Below are 15,744 nucleotides of genomic sequence, written 5' to 3' on the forward strand. Positions count from 1 at the left end.
CATCCCTCACTTTTTCAACTTATCTTCATAAACTTCTATCTCTATTGTCTTTTTTAAACGTTCTTGCCTTTTCGCAAGATAGTTATCTAAAAAATTCAAAGTCTTTCTTATATTAGCGTGGCGCTTTCTTATATAAGAACTACTGTAGCCTAGCTGTTCAGATATCTTTTCAAGAGTAAGATTGTCAATATATTTAAGTTTGAGTATCTGGTTATCCACTCCATTAAAACTAGATATGAAATCCTTAGCTTCATCTATTTCTAAAACAATTTGATCAATTTCCTTTTCTAAAAATTGGATTTTTTCTTCTAAAGAAGATGCCCTCGAATTTTTTTCTAATTTGACTCCTTGAAGATCCCCTTCGACCCAGCGAATTAATTCAAGTTTAGATTTATTAAGATTCCACTTTAAGTAAATCAGGTGCTCTTCTAGTTCCTGATAGTCTTTTAACCATTGAAATTTCACTCAGATACTCCCCTAACCCTTCTATTAAACCGACGAATAAGAAAAAGGACACAAGGCCGTTTCCCGCTCATGGGAACTGGTCTCATGTCCTCTGGTTTTCCAGTCAGACTATTAAATTTTTTGTGTTGTCGTTGTTTCGGTCCGAATTACTTTTCCATCTTGTACGATCACCTTAACCGTACCGTATTCCGGTAACTCCACTGCAATTGCCTTGTTTTTGCTGTCTATATACAATTTGTCCATGTAATTAATCTACTCCAATATTTATAATTTTTTATTCCTTATACATAAGCATGTAGGTTCCGCCTTCATCCAGCTCAGTATAATTAACTGATATGATACTAATGTCATCATGATCATAAAAGAAAGCATTCACTTTCATTTCTATACTTTTGGGACTTCCTTCAAAAACTTTCAATTTGTACATATTGATTTTCTCCTTTCTTTTTTTTGCTATTCATATTATTTCTATCGCCAGTTGAATATTTCGTCTTAATTTCGAAAAAGTTACTAGTTTGCAAAATAATTGGTAACCAATGTAAAGCATGTGCGAGTAAGGTGCAATCGCCTTTGGATCTCGGTTACCAATTAGTATGGCTATTACTATACTTTTTTATTATCTTTTATTTTTTTTATAAAATAGTAATAGAAATCGGTAACTCGGTAACCGAACGATCTAAAACCATGGGAGAGTATGGTTTCAAGGGTTACCAATTTAAAAAAACTGGTAACTCGTTTTTTGATTTGAACTTGAACTAACCTTTGCATAGCTTGACTTACATACGGTTACTAGTTTTAATTCAATTTGGTAACTTACCCTCTAATCTTCTCTAACAAAAGATTGGTATGCTTTGCCAGTCTCTGGATAATTTACAAAGCTATTAAAGTCATTCGCCAAATCAATTCTTCCTAAATCACCGGCCATGTATTTGGTTTTCTTTTTTGCCCACTTCTCGCCTAGAAGACTCAGAAACTGTTTAGAAAACTTGATTTTACTAAGCGGATTGAAATTGTTATCTTGGCAAAAAGACTTGTAACACGAGTAAACAATATAAAAGGGAATCTTATTCAATCCGATTTGCTCAAAAACATTTTCTTTGAAATCTACTAACGGATCATTTTCCTGTTTGTATTCTTCTAGTAACTTCTCAGATACATCCGGAACGGTGAATCTTTCAAAGTCCATGTTTACTGCCTTATGCAGCACATATTGCAAAACATCTGAGCGATTAATGTAGCTGTCTTTGATTCTCCAATCATCTTTTTCCGCTTCAAAACTTGCATTGAAAGGAACGATCAGTAATCTTCTATAAGTTCCTTTTGTCTTATTTCGAATTTTTGGCATTTCATTGGTGGATTGAATCACCGTTACATACAAGCGCACACCATAGGGCATTTTATTCTTAATTTCTATCAGAATCGTTTCATTGGTGATCACACTATTAAATTCTGAACTGTCATCAATATAGATCCCGGCGCCCACATCATCGCCAATGCAACAAACTTTTTCTAACAACAATGCCAGCTTGAAACGCTCTCCAAATTGGTTGATTTTCAGTGTAGCGATGTTTTCCGCACCAATAAGGTTATAGATAAGCTGCTGATATGTTCCTTTTCCGTTGGATCCATCTCCAACAAGCCAAATCGATTTCTTTCTTGAATAGTTTCCGTTTATTGCATCGCTGATCACTTCCCATAAAAGTTTGGCTATTTGATCATCATTGCAGGAAACTTCTTTCATCCACGTTTCGATATCCCAGCCATCAATTTTTGGTAACGGCGGATTTTCAACATACGCCGTTGCAATCTTTGAAGTGAAAACATAATTCGGCGAAAAAGATTCAAGCTTTTTGGTTTTTAGATTAAAAACGCCATTTTTGACAGGGATCAGATGCCTTGAAACGGTTTTTGGTTTGATTTTAGCATCTTTCCAAATATGATAAATTACTTCACTTGACTTCTGTGCATTGTGCTTTGGTTCTAACCACCCGATCACACGTCTTAATTGTGTTTCGTTTTGTGTCCAAGTTCCTTCCTGTGGCTGATACATCGCCAAGCGAGTGTTTTCTTCTGAATCAAATAGACAAAATTCAATATATTCTTGCAGGATCAAAGCACACTGTAATGTTGATAGCATTGAAGGTGGTCTTCCTTTTGAACCTTCTTTTTGCCATTTTGCGTGAGCTTTTTCCATTTCAGCTTTACGCCGTTTGATAAGAGCGAATTTCAAATCATTTTCTGTCAGAAGTAACTGCTGCTCATTTGCAAAATTCATTCTCTCAGAGTTTTCAGTTTCCGTAGCTCCTAACGCCCATCCAAAAAATGAAGTAAACGGCGTACCATTCTTAACAGATGCGTTATCTTGTTTAAAATGATCAATATTCTCTGCTACCCAATCATTATTACCCATCGCAAGAATGGCTAAACATTCTTGAACTGTTTCCCAATCAATTGCACCGATTTCAAAATTATACTTGATGTTCATATAGGGATATTTAATGAAATAATCTCGATCGAGTAACTTTTCACCTATACGCTGAGTGTAGGCTTGTACCATAGTTACTGCTAGTTCATGAGTTAATTCTCCTTTGAACGCTTTAGAAGGTGACGATTTCTTTTTAGGCACTGGATCAAACAAGAAATCATCCACGTTGAGTGGCAATCCTTCATTTTTAGTGATTAGTGTTGCTGGCGACAGTTTATTGAGTACCGGCATTCCCATAAGTTGTGCCCAAGTTTTAGAAGCACTATCCGCCTGGATTCCGATATGATCTATCACATTTTGAATTAAGTTGTCATTTTCTTGTTGAGTATACGGTCGATTGGTATCGATCACCAATCGGAACCGCAAACCCATTTGACCTACATAATTAGAAATAGAGGGATACAAAATAAAACTTATACTCTGCAGCCGATCTTTCAACGTGTTAACAAATGCAGTGTATTGAATATCGATATCATCATAGTCAATGACGATCAATTCTTTTTGAAGAAGATTTTCATTGCTACGCTGGCCGCTCTTAAGATCACCAGCGAGGAAATAGAGAATCTTCTTTTTGTATGGAGCGATGGCCGCCTTTGTTTCTTTAATACCATCTTTCGAGAAAGTATCATCAATTGGAACATCTGGCGGATCATAGTCCCACAAATATTGAAACGGACTTTTATCCGACTCAACTTGTTTCATCCTCTTTGTGCTGTATCCAACACTGGTGTACAAACTCAAAAATCATCACATCCTCACAACATTGCTTAATTTCATATTTTTTCTTCTAACCTACTGGTTCCGTATCGCGCATAATTCTCAATGGATATGATAAGCTCCCTAACACTTTCCATAACCTTAAGATCTGCGTATTCGTGAAGTTTATTTGCTAGAATGATCCGATTTTCAATAGAACAAAATCGAATGCAGATTATTGATTTGATCAAATTTTCTTCTATGCTGCTGTCTTCAAGTATTCTCATTACATTCACCATCCATTGAGTTAATATATTCAGCTAAATTGATTAGTAAACTACGAATAACCTCTTTTTGCTGCAATGCCACATCTTGATAAATTTTTGCTACTAAAGTAGCTCGATCTTCTTTGGTGGCCCTTTCCGCTACATCAAGTAATTCCTTTGTCAATCTTGCTATTTTTTCATGCCTCATAATCAAGACCCCCACCACGTCGTTGCTCATACTCCCAAAAATCAAATTTAATGTGAAGATAAAAAAGTATACTTCCATAAATAACGGCTTTCACGAAAGTGGGAAAACATGTTATGCCCCCTCCAAGTAAAAAAGCTGCTAAAAATAAATTCTTTTTTCTATTCATGATTTTCTGTCCTTCCTATGATAGAATGAACAAAAGAAGATTAGTTTTATACTTTTGCCTTTATCCCGGTCCGCCAAGACTTTGTAGGGATAAGGCTTTTCTTTTGTCCATTTTCATCATCATTACTCCAATTCTTCATGCTTTGCTAACTCCGCGGCCAGCTTCTTGGCATCTTTCATCATCGCAAAACAATCGTCAAAAGCATCTTTATTGGTTCCTACCGCTAACATATCATCCGGCATATCACTCATGCAGTCACCATCTTGAATCGTTAACAGTTTCAAAACAATATCTTTTTTCAAGCGATGGAACTCTTTGTATTTATCCATCTAATTCCTCCTAATATATTTTATCGATCGATCATCAATAAACTTGCTTCTCCAACGCCCCACGCTAGGATTAATTAAATTTCGTGTTCCTTCAAAAAATCATCGCAAGCTTCTTTACGAATGCGTTCAATCCCATCAACAACAGAAACTTTAAGACCGTTTGGAATATAAACATTCATTAATGTATTGTATGAGATGTTAAGATACACACAAGCTTGTTTTTTATTCATTGCTTCTGGCAATTCTTTCCGTTTTTCTTGTAACTTGAAAGCATCAGCGACGCTCTCGGTAATCAATAGAACCAAAGGCGCAAAAGCTTCGTCTTTCAAATCCATAGAATCAATTTGTATTTTTGCCATCCTTAAACCTCCTTTCGTTCCAACAGTAGTTCATCAATTGCTTGTTCTACTCGTTCTTTGCGATCTTCCCGAAGTGGTGTACGTAACCAGACAGTAAATCGATTATCTGAGATTCCCACTTTTTCAGCTACTTCCCAATAACGCAAACGACAAATAAACATTTTTTCTCTAATTTCCTGATTTGCCTTTTCCATGATCAAAAATCTCCTTTCAAATTGTCGTCAATAGCGTCATTGAATGTCCGTGACGCTATTGACGTCATAATTAAGATATTACATATTCAATCTATTGTCAATAACTTTTATTGCTATTGACGTCATTTTTTGATATATTTGCACAAAGGAGGGATTCTAGTGACTATTGGAGATAATATAAAAAAGGTTAGAAAACTCCGTGGTATGACTCAATTTGATTTAGCCGCAGCAACTGGATTGTCCAGATCATACTTAGGCGATTTGGAGAATAGCCGGAGAAATCCCAGCACTGAAACAATAAAGAAACTCTCAAAGAAATTAGGGGTTTCATTATTATTTTTAATGACAGGTAATCCAACGGCAACTGATACTTTAGTGATAACTGATAAAAAAGAGAATCCAATAAAATTTTCCGAAATGGTCTCTAATTCATCTATTGATACTACTTTTGAAAAGCTTAGTAATATCACGCCCACAAATACTTCTAGAGTAGATTTCAAAGCCCTAGGAGACTTGCTTGATATACTCAATTATCTTGAAAATGGTAACAACGACATTGCAAAAGAATTTTTAGAGAATATTACTGAAATTCTATATCTGTTTAGTTCAATTGCCACCTATACTGATTCACTTGATTTTGAAGGTAAAATTAGTTCTTTCGAAGATTCATTCAAAGAAGCTGATTACTCTCTTAAAGAAACTATTGATTTGTTGCCTAAAATTGAAAAACAAGCTGAAAACTTAAACGATACACTTTGGCAATTAAGAGATGATTATTTACAAAAATAGTTTTTCCATACATATCCAACGCCCCACGTTAGGTACTGGGAGGAAAAACACAATGATAAAACAAAAGAAAAAGAATCCAATCAAAAAATATACAAAAAGAGACGGAACAACCGCCTATATGTTCAAGAAGTATTTAGGTGTCGACCCACTAACTAAAAAGCAAATCGAAACTACACGTAGGGGTTTTACTTCACCAAAAGAAGCCAAAATAGCTTATGCTCGTTTAGGCGTTGAAGTTGCTGAAAATGGTGTTAAAAAGCGGTCCAGGAATCGAACCTATACAGAATTGTTTGAGGATTGGTTTGAACTGGTGTATAAAACGAAGGTTAAGGAAAGCACATACTGGAATACACGGATTACTTTTGATAAGCACGTCTTGCCAGCGTTTGGCGCTTATCGAATCAAGAACATCACAGTGACTGCTTGCCAGAAACAAGCAAATAAATGGTGCAAGGATCACCCGAACCGTTATGGTCGCTATATTAATTATGCTGGAATGGTTTTTAAGTATGCGGAATCGATCGGGGAAATAAAATCTAATCCGATGGAAAAGATTATAATGCCCACGCCGTCAGAAGAACTTGACGACGAGGAGGATAACGAAGAAAATCAAAACTTCTTTGATCGTGATGAGTTATTAATTTTTCTTGAGAAGCTGCAGAAGAATTACCCAATGAAACGGTATGCCCTATTCTTCTTACTAGCTTATACCGGACTTCGTAAAGGAGAAGCCTTGGCTTTGACCTGGCGAGATATTGACTTCAAGAAAAAGACTCTTACCGTCAGCAAGACACTGGCTATCGGTAAAAATGGTAAGTTGCTGATCCAGAAGCCAAAGACAAAAGCTAGTAATCGATCGATTAGCCTAGATCCCGATACGATTTCAGTTCTTAAAGAATGGAAAGTTGAACAACGAAACGAAAACGAACTGCTCGGATTCTTGCCGGATCTCAATCAATTGGTTTTCTCCAAGCCTGAGGATAATTCCTTGATGTATCCACGCACCCCAATCACATGGCTGGAAACATTCTTTCGTCATAACAAGGATATGCGGCGGATCACACCGCACGGGTTCCGGCATACCCATGCTTCTCTATTATTCGAAGCTGGCGCAAGTATGAAGCAAGTTCAATTGCGTTTGGGTCACAGCAACATCAAAACAACCATGAATGTTTACACTCATGTGACCAAGGAAGGCAAAGAAGAAACCGCAGATATTTTTGGCGATTATATGAAAAATGGAAAAAATCTGGGTCAATCTCTGGGTCAAAAGAAAAACCCCACTCAATAAGAGTGGGGTACACGTTGATGGGACAACGTTTATAAGCTTATTTAGCTAATGAATCTTTTGCTTGGTCAGCTAGTGCTGTGAAAGCAGCTGCATCGTTAACTGCTAAATCAGCTAACATTTTGCGGTTGATTTCGATACCGGCAACTTTAAGACCGTGCATTAATTTTGAGTAGCTCAAGCCGTTCATACGAGCTGCAGCGTTGATACGTGCAATCCACAATTTGCGGAAGTCGCGTTTCTTTTGACGACGATCGCGATATGCGTAGTTGTATGAATTCATTACTTGTTCTTTAGCTGTTTTAAATAGAGTGTGTTTAGAACCGTAGTAACCTTTAGCTAGTTTTAATGTCTTTTTACGACGTTTACGAGTTACTGTTCCACCTTTAACACGTGCCATGTTTAATTCCTCCTAATAAATATAAATCATTGAATTTTTTAAGTTGTAAAGCGGGTTGCGCAATTATTTCATGCGTGCCAATTGTTGGCGGATACGTTTGTAATCGCCTTTTGAAACCATAGACGCTTTACGTAATTGACGACGTTGTTTTTTCGTTTTTCCGTGGAAACGGTGACTTGTGAACGCGCGGAAACGTTTCAAACCGCCTTTACCAGTGCGTTTTACGCGTTTTGCTAAACCGCGATGTGTTTTTTGTTTTGGCATGACTAAATTTCCTCCTACTTTTCATTTCGCATACTCTTTAACTAGAGTCAAAGAAGCATTCTCAAAATTATTGCTAGTCTTTCTTCTCTTTCGGTGCAAGCACTAAGAACATGCTACGTCCGTCCATCTTCGCTTTTTGTTCCACTGTCGCGATATCGGCAGTTTCTTCAGCTAAGCGATCAAGAACTTTTTGACCAATATCTTTGTGGGTAATGGCACGGCCCTTGAAGCGGATCGAAGCTTTCACTTTGTCGCCTTTTTCCAGGAATTTACGCGCATTACGAAGTTTTGTATTAAAGTCGTTCACGTCGATCGTTGGGCTTAAGCGAACTTCTTTAACGTTGATCACTTTTTGTTTCTTGCGAGCTTCACGTTCTTTTTTCTGTTGTTCGAAGCGGTATTTCCCGTAATCCATAATACGCGCTACAGGTGGTTTCGCACCAGGAGCTACTAGGACTACATCCAGATTTGCTTGTTCAGCAATCTTTAAGGCTTCTACTTTCGATTTAACACCTAATTGTTCGCCGTCTTGTCCGATCAAACGTACTTCACGTGCACGAATGCCGTCGTTAACCATCATATCCTTTGCTATGGTCATTCACCTCCAAAATTTTTGAGAGAAAAAAAGCAAATAAAAAAACGAGTTCTTTACGAACCCGCACGTAGTTCGACTCATCAAAATGACTCGTCATTAACTATCTAGCCCAGCGAGATATTCGCGTAAGGCGAGAAGCGGGTGCTTCTGCTTTCATTTCTCAACTTTAATAGTATACAAGCTAAACTTCATGTTGTCAACCACTTAAGACTCATTTCTGTTTACTTTCAGAAACTTTCTATTGAGTTTTCTTTGATTTGTATGCTAACCTGTAATTAAAGCTTTTTTTCTTACTTTAATACATACATAGCTTAAAAACTTAATCCATTATTTATAGAAGGAAGTGATAGGATGGAACAATCCTTTTTTAAAGAATTGATTCATTACAACAAACCAAAGGAATCACCTGTTCGCTTAATCGGCGCCGGCCTTTGTATGATCAGTGTGTTATTCACCGGTTATTTATTCCACCAGCTCGCAATCTCTAGCTACGGTTCTTTAGGTATCTTCACCTTTCTTTATTATCAACGACTTCCATTAAAACAATTAATGTTACGTTTATCAATAGTAGGTACTTTTTTGACTGCCGCTAATTTTCTTGGCATGCTCTCAACTCATGCTGTCTGGATCGCACCAATTATTGTTGCGGTGGTCGGTTTTTTAGGACGCTTTTTCTTCCGTTTGTATGGCATTGCTAAACCAGGACCTTTTTTTATTGTTATGGTCACGGCAATGGGCGTTAGTACCAATGTCCCATTGGCTAAAATCCCAGTAATGAGCAGCTATTTTTTTATCGGTGTACTATTTTCTTTGGCGGGGGCTTTTATTATGCATTTCATAGAAAAAGAACCCTTGCCTATCAGTAAAACAAAAAAAGCACTCAAGTCACGAATTGATGAAGATCCGGCTGTAGTTATCGATAGTCTACTATACAGTGGCATCCTTTTTTTCGCAGTCTACCTAAGTATGGGCTTGCAGCTGAAAAATCCTTACTGGCTAGTTGTTTCTTGCGCCGCTATCTTACAAGGAGATAATCTTCGCGCAATGGCTCACCGTAATATCCAACGTATTTTCGGTACAATTATTGGTCTAGCGATCGCTGCATTTTTGCTGAATCTACCTTTATCAATTTTCGAAACACTGTTAATGATCACAGTCTTATTTGTAACAGTTGAATATTTTGTGAAGCGCAATTACGCGATCGCTCAATTCTTTACCACCCCGATGTCATTGATGCTGTCCATGCTAGTGAAGCAGCAATATCTCTACAGCCTGATTCAATTTCGTTTTCTCGGCATTGTAATCGGTAGCCTGTTAGGCTTACTTGCTGCTTGGATGATGACCACCAGTCTGAGTTTTTATAATCGAAAATTTCATTCAAACTAAATATGATTCACCGAAAACCGAGTGGGAACACTCGGTTTTTGCTATAATGAGGACTATATAAATTGAAGGAGGCTCTTCTATGTATCGATTAATCGCCTGCGACTTGGATGAAACCTTGTTAGATAAAAGTCGGCATGTTTCAAAAAGGACGCAGGAAACAATAAAAATGGCCGAAGCACAAGGGCTGATATTTGCACCAGCCACTGGACGCGGCTTTTACTCAATTAAACAGACTTTGGAGGAATTGGAGGCTGTAAACAAATCCAATCACTATATGATAGGGTTTAACGGCGGCGTAGTGGTAGAAAATCACGGACCTACCATTATCAAAGATTTCCCTATGCCCTTTGAAATCCTGTCACGTTTGTTTGAATTCGGTTCCAACTATCAGGTAGCAATCCATCTTTATACGTTTGAACAAACCTATGTCTATCACAGTAATCCTGAGGAAGACGCCTACTTAACGACGATTCCTCACGAAAAAAGATTCGATGATGATATTCACTTTTTAAAAGACCACGTATGTTACAAAGCTTTGTTTCAAAATTTGGACCGCAGCTATTTAGAACAATTAGAGCAGGAAATGCCTAAAGAGCTGCACGATGTATTGGAGATTAGCTATTCCTCTAATCGTTATATCGAATTCAATCCAAAGGGCGTTAACAAAGGTGCAGCATTGCGAACATTGGCAGATCATTTAAGCATTCCGATGAACGAAACCATCGCCATTGGTGACAATATCAACGATCTAGCCATGATCCGCGAAGCTGAATTAGGAATTGCAGTAGCGAATGCTGTGCCTACTATAAAAGAAGCAGCGCAGCATACAACAATTGCGGATCATGAACAAAGCGCTGTGGCTGAAGTCATCGAAACCTTTATTCTATAATCTATAATAGAAAAAAAGCGAAGCAACTCATTTGAGCTTGCTTCGCTTTTAACGTATTCTGCGCCATAAAATCAAAATCAACCAGATGGACAGTCCAATACTAATCACTACCGTAATCACCCAACCGATTTCAGAATGGGTAAATGGCAGCGGCATGTTCATTCCGAAAAAACCAGTCACAATTGTTGGTATCGTTAATAACAACGACCAGATCGTTAAAATTTTCATTGTGTCGTTCAAATTATTGTTCAATAAATTATTGTAAGTTCCCGATAGCTGATCCAGGACCTCACTGGACAGCCTGGTCATTTCTACCGCCTGCTTGGCCTCGATCAACGCATCATCTAACTCTTCTTTTTCTTTATCTGTGAAACTCGAAAAGATCACTTGGACTTTGACTTGCTCTAAAAGTACGGCATTCTGTTTTGTCGCAGTTACTAAGTAAACTAAACCAATCTCTAGATCAGAAAGTGCTAATAAATTTTTATTTGTTGTTTTCTCTCGAAGTTTTTTATTTAATTGTATTCGTTGGCTATCAACTTCCTCAACTAAAGGAAAATAATAATCAGAAATCAAAAATAGGGTATGGAACAATAAACTCGCGGTGCTTTGATTCGGCTCATTCATTAATAAATTGTCGATAATATTTTCAACATAAGCGGTCCGCTCATTTACAAAAGAAAAGAAATAATGATCCTTTAAAATAAAGGCCATTGGACTTGTCTCATAATGATTATCCTTTTTTAACAAGTTCGGTACATTAAAAATCAGCAGCAAGGCTTTTTCCATCGGATCATACTCCACACGTGCCCGCTCATTATCGTCCAGCGCGTAGGTCAACATCTCATCACTGATTGCGTAGCTTTCCCGCAATTTCTTTACTTCGTGAGATTGCGTGCTGTCCACATTAATCCACGAACACATCTCTTGATTGAATGTTTGTTTGCTGTCCATTAAACCCCTCCTGGTCTAGATCGTTCTAGTCCAGTATAACAAAAACTGGGCTTTGATAGTTCACTGCCGCCCTCCAATAAAAGAAAAACAGAAACGAACTCTTGTCGTTCCTGCTCTCTATCACTTCATTAATTATCCTTTCACGCCGCCAGCTGTGATTCCTTCCACATAATACTTCTGCATCACCATAAACAACAGCGTGATTGGGATCGCGATAATTACACAACCCGCTGTAAAAGGCATAAACCAGTGATTAATTTTATCCGGCTGCAGCATCGTGAACAATCCGATCGCTACGGTATATTTTTGTTTTTGCTGACCCAAAATTACTTGGGCGAAAATGAAATCCATCCATGGAATCATAAATGTCATCAAAGCCGTGTACACAATGATCGGCTTAGATAACGGCAATGTGATTTTAAGGAAAATATCTTTTTTCGTAGCGCCATCAATCATCGCCGATTCATCCAGTGAATACGGAATCGTATCGAAAAAGCCTTTAGCAATATAAAAACCTAACGCGGCCCCTGCAGAATAGACGATGACTAGTGCAACCAGCGTACCATCCAGCTCCATCGCCTTTAAGATGTAATACACAGCGATCATGCTCATAAAGGCCGGAAACATATTCAAAACTAACGCTAATTTCAAGAAACGATTACGAAACTTAAACTTGATTCGAGAAACAGAATAAGCGATCGCCACTGTAATAAAGGTTGAAATAAGGCACGTAGCGATGGCGACAATCAGCGTATTCATAAACCAGCGGGCAAACGGATACGAGCTATTGGTGAATAGCATTTTGTAATTTTCTAACGTGAAGGTTTTTGGAATAATATAATTAACCGACATGGCACCTTCTCCACGAAAACTGGTCAAAACGACCCATAAAATCGGAAATAACCAAATCACTGAAAGAATGATCAACAAGACATAGACAAACGTTAAGGTACGGCGTTTTTGCTTTTTCATTATTGCAGACCTCCTTCATAAGATTTCGAGCGTGTGTAGGCCAATAAGCTAAAGACCGCACTCAACACAAAAATAATGATTCCGATAACACTAGCCAAATTATAGTCGCTGGCGATGACCGTCAGTTTGTAGAGCCAAGTGACCAGCAAATCGGTGTCTCCGGCTTGATACAGGGCAGAGTTGTTCGGCTTGCCCTCTGTTAATAGATAGATCACATTAAAATTATTGATGTTGCCAATAAATTGCTGAATCAAATTTGGTGTCATAATCAACAAAATTTGCGGAAACGTAATCGAGCGAAAAACTTGAAACTTATTCGCACCATCAATCTCTGCCGCTTCAATCTGTTCAGTTGGCAAGTTCATAATGATTCCAGTCGCAATTAGCATTGTCACCGGAATTCCTACCCACATATTGACAAAAATAATTGAAAATTTTGCCCAAGTACCATCACTCAGAAACGGTAATGCGTTAGAAATCAATCCCCATCTCTCTAGCAGCGCATTCACTGGTCCCCAATCGGCTAATAAATTACGCATAATCAACAAAGAGACAAATTGCGGTACCGCCATCGTAATAACGAAAATCGTTCGAAAAATCTTTTTTCCGCGTAAGCCTTTGGTGTTGATCAATAATGCCAACAAAATTCCAAAGAAGAAATTGGTCGCTGTCGCAGCAACGGCCCAGATCAGTGTCCAAGACAACAGTGGCATAAACGTCTCTGCCATACGTCCCGTCAAAATATTTCTAAAATTCGCGAATCCAACCCAATCAAACAAATGCCCTGGCGGCAAGTGATTATGGTCATAATTCGTAAACGCCAGACCGATCATGTAAACCAAGGGTAAAATCGTAAATAGCAATACTCCAATCAATGGTAGGATCATTAACGTCATGTGGAAACGACCATTAGTCAGTGTTTTTAGATCCTCCCTAAAGCTCGGAATGCTCTTATGTTCCTTGTTCAAGACAAATAATTTACGGTTGCTCTTTAAACTGCACCAATACACATAAAAGAATATTCCACAAAAAATAATGGCTGCTAATCCATAAATCATTAATAACATGGAATTGTCGCCTTCAACAGAAACCTTCATCCTTATTCCATCAATCGTTTGCCACTGCATTCCTTGCGTTTTCGTCCCTAAAGTTATCAGACCAACGATCCCGGGAATAATTTGATAAATACAGGCGATAATAAAGAAAATTTCAGCTAGTAAAAATAAAATCCCTTTGAAGATTTGCTTATTTAACAGATTACTGAATCCCATAATTAAAAATGATAGCTTTGTTTTGAGATCACCTTCTTTGAACACTTGTTTCATCGAAATCACTTCGCCGTAACTCCCGGCTATTTCCATCGATAAAACCTCCCTTTTTCGAATTAATTCGGACAATTATACAAAAAGATTTCGGAGCAAAAAAAATGATTTCTTTTGCCCCGACATCCGCTAAATCTTACTTATCACCAGAGATATCCTTCACTAACTGATCCAGTTTTGCTTGATATTGATCCGGTTTGATTTTTCCATTATAGGTATCACTTAAAACAGCTGCAGAGGCAGTCCAAAAATTCGTCATTTCAGGAATCTTCGGCATAACGACGGAGTAATCCGAACCACTCATAGTAACGACTGCATTTGCTAATTCATCATTCGTCACATAATCGGCTTCTTGAATCGTTGTATTCGATGGAATAATATTTCTAGTTTCATCCTTAAACTGGGCTTCTTGCACCGCTTCGCTGGATAAATAAGAAGCTAGCTTATAATCTGCAGCGATTTTCTTTGAATCGCCATCAGCCGGTGCTTGGTTCACCGCGTAAAGCTTCACACCCAAGAAGGCTTTTTGTTGAACCTCATTACCGCCGATAGTCATTTTTGGATAAACTGCAATCCCTAAATTATCTTCTCCAACTGCTTCGATGGCTTTTTCTTTATCCCAAGGACCAGATTCGAAGGCTGCAATCTTCTCATTCTCAAATTGTGAAATATAATCGTCCCCGACATTTACAAAGCCAGAATTATCTTTCTGATCTGCAATCCATTGTAAGACGGAAACCCCAGCAGGATTGTTCCAATCCGTGCCTTTCACATCTTCTCCAGTATCGCCGAACAGCTTGTCGCCGACTGACATAAATAATGGTCCGATTTTATAAGCATCGACAGCCTTCAAATTTGCACCAAATGTTGCTTCTTTAGTGATGTTCTCATAAGAGCTGACTTGGTCTTCATTTAACATTTTTTTGTTGTAATACAGAACCTGCGATTCAATCCCATATGGGAACGCATACACTTTATCTTTATAAGTCGCACCAGCCAAAGCTGTTTCTGATTGATCTGCCTTGATCTCATCCACATATTTTTCAGGAATTTCCTGAATGACTCCTGAATCAACCAATTGTCCTAATTGATCATGAGGGAGCGCAAAAACATCCGCAGCGGAGGAAGGATCCTTTTTCACGTTTTCCTGTGCTTTTGCATCTTCCGTTTCAACGACCTTCACATGGATATCTGGATTATCTTTCTCAAAATCCTCTAAAACTTTCGTATAGAATTTTTTTGAATCCGTGGTGATCCATAACGTGACATCTGTTTTATCAGACGAGCCTGATGCTTTCTTTTCACCTGACCCTGAACCACATGCCGCCAATGTTAAGGCTGTTGCACCTAACATTACCCCTGATAATAAATACTTTTTCAAATTGCTCTTCATTTCGCTTCCTCCTGTGTCAATTGAATTTTTGCTACAAGGCACATTATGCAACCGGTTGCGCATAATTGCAAGAGAAAGCGCTTAATTTATTTATTTTTTTCTAGAATTATCTTTGTTCAAATATTTTTACAAAATAGCAAAACAAGAAAAGAACCATATATTTGCGGTTTTCCACCATGTTTAGTACTCAAAATTTCAATTAGAACTCTTAGAAATTCTATTGAAACTATAAATATACTTGTTGCAACCGATTGCGCAATATGTAATAATTGCACCACAATAACCGGTAAATAAAAAATGATTGCGGTCCAACTTTTCCCAATT

General features: G+C 37.9%; 20 protein-coding genes and 1 other annotated feature. Of the genes, 4 read left to right on the forward strand and 16 right to left on the reverse strand.

The window, feature by feature from the left end; all coding sequences use genetic code 11:
• Nucleotides 1-6 precede the first annotated feature (6 nt).
• The 9 genes from IGI52_RS12025 to IGI52_RS12065 all read right to left on the reverse strand — a co-directional run bounded on the left by IGI52_RS12025 (nt 7) and on the right by IGI52_RS12065 (nt 5,168).
• Entirely contained in the window at nt 7-465 is a 459-nt protein-coding gene (locus tag IGI52_RS12025) for a sigma factor-like helix-turn-helix DNA-binding protein (RefSeq protein ID WP_438781417.1), read from the reverse strand.
• Between the two features lie 111 nt (nt 466-576).
• A complete protein-coding gene (locus IGI52_RS12030; RefSeq protein WP_438781418.1) occupies nt 577-708 on the reverse strand; it encodes a DUF2292 domain-containing protein in 132 nt (43 codons plus the stop codon).
• Nucleotides 709-739: 31 nt separating this feature from the next.
• Nucleotides 740-892: a hypothetical protein gene (locus IGI52_RS12035; protein ID WP_438781419.1), complete on the reverse strand. Its 153-nt coding sequence runs from the start codon at nt 890-892 to the stop codon at nt 740-742.
• Between the two features lie 393 nt (nt 893-1,285).
• Nucleotides 1,286-3,652, reverse strand: coding sequence for a phage/plasmid primase, P4 family (locus IGI52_RS12040; RefSeq protein ID WP_438781420.1), 2,367 nt, complete (start codon nt 3,650-3,652; stop codon nt 1,286-1,288).
• A gap of 267 nt (nt 3,653-3,919) precedes the next feature.
• Nucleotides 3,920-4,120 (reverse strand): hypothetical protein, encoded by a 201-nt coding sequence (locus tag IGI52_RS12045; RefSeq protein ID WP_438781421.1) that lies wholly within the window; start codon nt 4,118-4,120, stop codon nt 3,920-3,922.
• Nucleotides 4,110-4,286, reverse strand: a complete 177-nt coding sequence (locus IGI52_RS12050; RefSeq protein ID WP_438781423.1) for a hypothetical protein — start codon at nt 4,284-4,286, stop codon at nt 4,110-4,112. The genes IGI52_RS12045 and IGI52_RS12050 overlap by 11 nt, the downstream gene beginning before the upstream one ends.
• 122 nt (nt 4,287-4,408) lie before the next feature.
• Nucleotides 4,409-4,615 (reverse strand): hypothetical protein, encoded by a 207-nt coding sequence (locus IGI52_RS12055; RefSeq protein WP_438781424.1) that lies wholly within the window; start codon nt 4,613-4,615, stop codon nt 4,409-4,411.
• A 74-nt stretch (nt 4,616-4,689) separates the two neighbouring features.
• Nucleotides 4,690-4,974: a hypothetical protein gene (locus IGI52_RS12060; protein ID WP_438781425.1), complete on the reverse strand. Its 285-nt coding sequence runs from the start codon at nt 4,972-4,974 to the stop codon at nt 4,690-4,692.
• Between the two features lie 2 nt (nt 4,975-4,976).
• Nucleotides 4,977-5,168 carry a hypothetical protein gene (locus IGI52_RS12065; protein ID WP_438781427.1) on the reverse strand — a complete coding sequence of 64 codons (192 nt, stop codon included), beginning with the start codon at nt 5,166-5,168 and terminating at the stop codon, nt 4,977-4,979.
• Nucleotides 5,169-5,327: 159 nt separating this feature from the next.
• Between IGI52_RS12065 and IGI52_RS12070 the strand changes: the two genes are divergently transcribed.
• Nucleotides 5,328-5,957 (forward strand): helix-turn-helix domain-containing protein, encoded by a 630-nt coding sequence (locus IGI52_RS12070; protein ID WP_438781428.1) that lies wholly within the window; start codon nt 5,328-5,330, stop codon nt 5,955-5,957.
• A 52-nt stretch (nt 5,958-6,009) separates the two neighbouring features.
• The gene (locus IGI52_RS12075) at nt 6,010-7,248 is read left to right on the forward strand and encodes a tyrosine-type recombinase/integrase (protein WP_438781430.1); all 1,239 of its coding nucleotides are present in this window, start codon (nt 6,010-6,012) and stop codon (nt 7,246-7,248) included.
• A gap of 37 nt (nt 7,249-7,285) precedes the next feature.
• On the opposite strand, the gene rplT is transcribed toward IGI52_RS12075, so the two are convergent.
• From rplT to infC, 3 genes are all read right to left on the reverse strand, one after another.
• Nucleotides 7,286-7,645 carry a 50S ribosomal protein L20 gene (gene rplT, locus IGI52_RS12080; protein WP_010747118.1) on the reverse strand — a complete coding sequence of 120 codons (360 nt, stop codon included), beginning with the start codon at nt 7,643-7,645 and terminating at the stop codon, nt 7,286-7,288.
• Nucleotides 7,646-7,708: 63 nt separating this feature from the next.
• Nucleotides 7,709-7,909: a 50S ribosomal protein L35 gene (rpmI, locus tag IGI52_RS12085; RefSeq protein WP_010747119.1), complete on the reverse strand. Its 201-nt coding sequence runs from the start codon at nt 7,907-7,909 to the stop codon at nt 7,709-7,711.
• 73 nt (nt 7,910-7,982) lie between these two features.
• The gene (gene infC / locus IGI52_RS12090) at nt 7,983-8,507 is read right to left on the reverse strand and encodes a translation initiation factor IF-3 (protein ID WP_010747120.1); all 525 of its coding nucleotides are present in this window, start codon (nt 8,505-8,507) and stop codon (nt 7,983-7,985) included.
• Between the two features lie 27 nt (nt 8,508-8,534).
• Nucleotides 8,535-8,663 (reverse strand) — a sequence feature (ribosomal protein L20 leader region).
• A 192-nt stretch (nt 8,664-8,855) separates the two neighbouring features.
• Between infC and IGI52_RS12095 the strand changes: the two genes are divergently transcribed.
• Nucleotides 8,856-9,890 (forward strand): FUSC family protein, encoded by a 1,035-nt coding sequence (locus IGI52_RS12095; protein WP_048720971.1) that lies wholly within the window; start codon nt 8,856-8,858, stop codon nt 9,888-9,890.
• A gap of 79 nt (nt 9,891-9,969) precedes the next feature.
• Nucleotides 9,970-10,779, forward strand: a complete 810-nt coding sequence (locus tag IGI52_RS12100) for a Cof-type HAD-IIB family hydrolase (protein ID WP_048720969.1) — start codon at nt 9,970-9,972, stop codon at nt 10,777-10,779.
• Nucleotides 10,780-10,827: 48 nt separating this feature from the next.
• Here IGI52_RS12100 and IGI52_RS12105 read toward each other — a convergent pair whose 3' ends face one another.
• The 4 genes from IGI52_RS12105 to IGI52_RS12120 all read right to left on the reverse strand — a co-directional run bounded on the left by IGI52_RS12105 (nt 10,828) and on the right by IGI52_RS12120 (nt 15,420).
• Entirely contained in the window at nt 10,828-11,733 is a 906-nt protein-coding gene (locus IGI52_RS12105) for a magnesium transporter CorA family protein (protein ID WP_016179579.1), read from the reverse strand.
• A gap of 132 nt (nt 11,734-11,865) precedes the next feature.
• Complete coding sequence (locus IGI52_RS12110) at nt 11,866-12,705, reverse strand: sugar ABC transporter permease (protein WP_016179578.1); 840 nt, start codon at nt 12,703-12,705, stop codon at nt 11,866-11,868.
• Nucleotides 12,705-14,066: a carbohydrate ABC transporter permease gene (locus IGI52_RS12115; RefSeq protein WP_048720965.1), complete on the reverse strand. Its 1,362-nt coding sequence runs from the start codon at nt 14,064-14,066 to the stop codon at nt 12,705-12,707. The genes IGI52_RS12110 and IGI52_RS12115 overlap by 1 nt, the downstream gene beginning before the upstream one ends.
• Nucleotides 14,067-14,163: 97 nt before the next feature.
• Nucleotides 14,164-15,420 (reverse strand): extracellular solute-binding protein, encoded by a 1,257-nt coding sequence (locus IGI52_RS12120; protein WP_102871963.1) that lies wholly within the window; start codon nt 15,418-15,420, stop codon nt 14,164-14,166.
• Between the last annotated feature and the right edge of the window lie 324 nt (nt 15,421-15,744).

It is taken from the genome of Enterococcus sp. DIV0187, assembly GCF_051713785.1.
Lineage (GTDB): Bacteria > Bacillota > Bacilli > Lactobacillales > Enterococcaceae > Enterococcus_A > Enterococcus_A avium.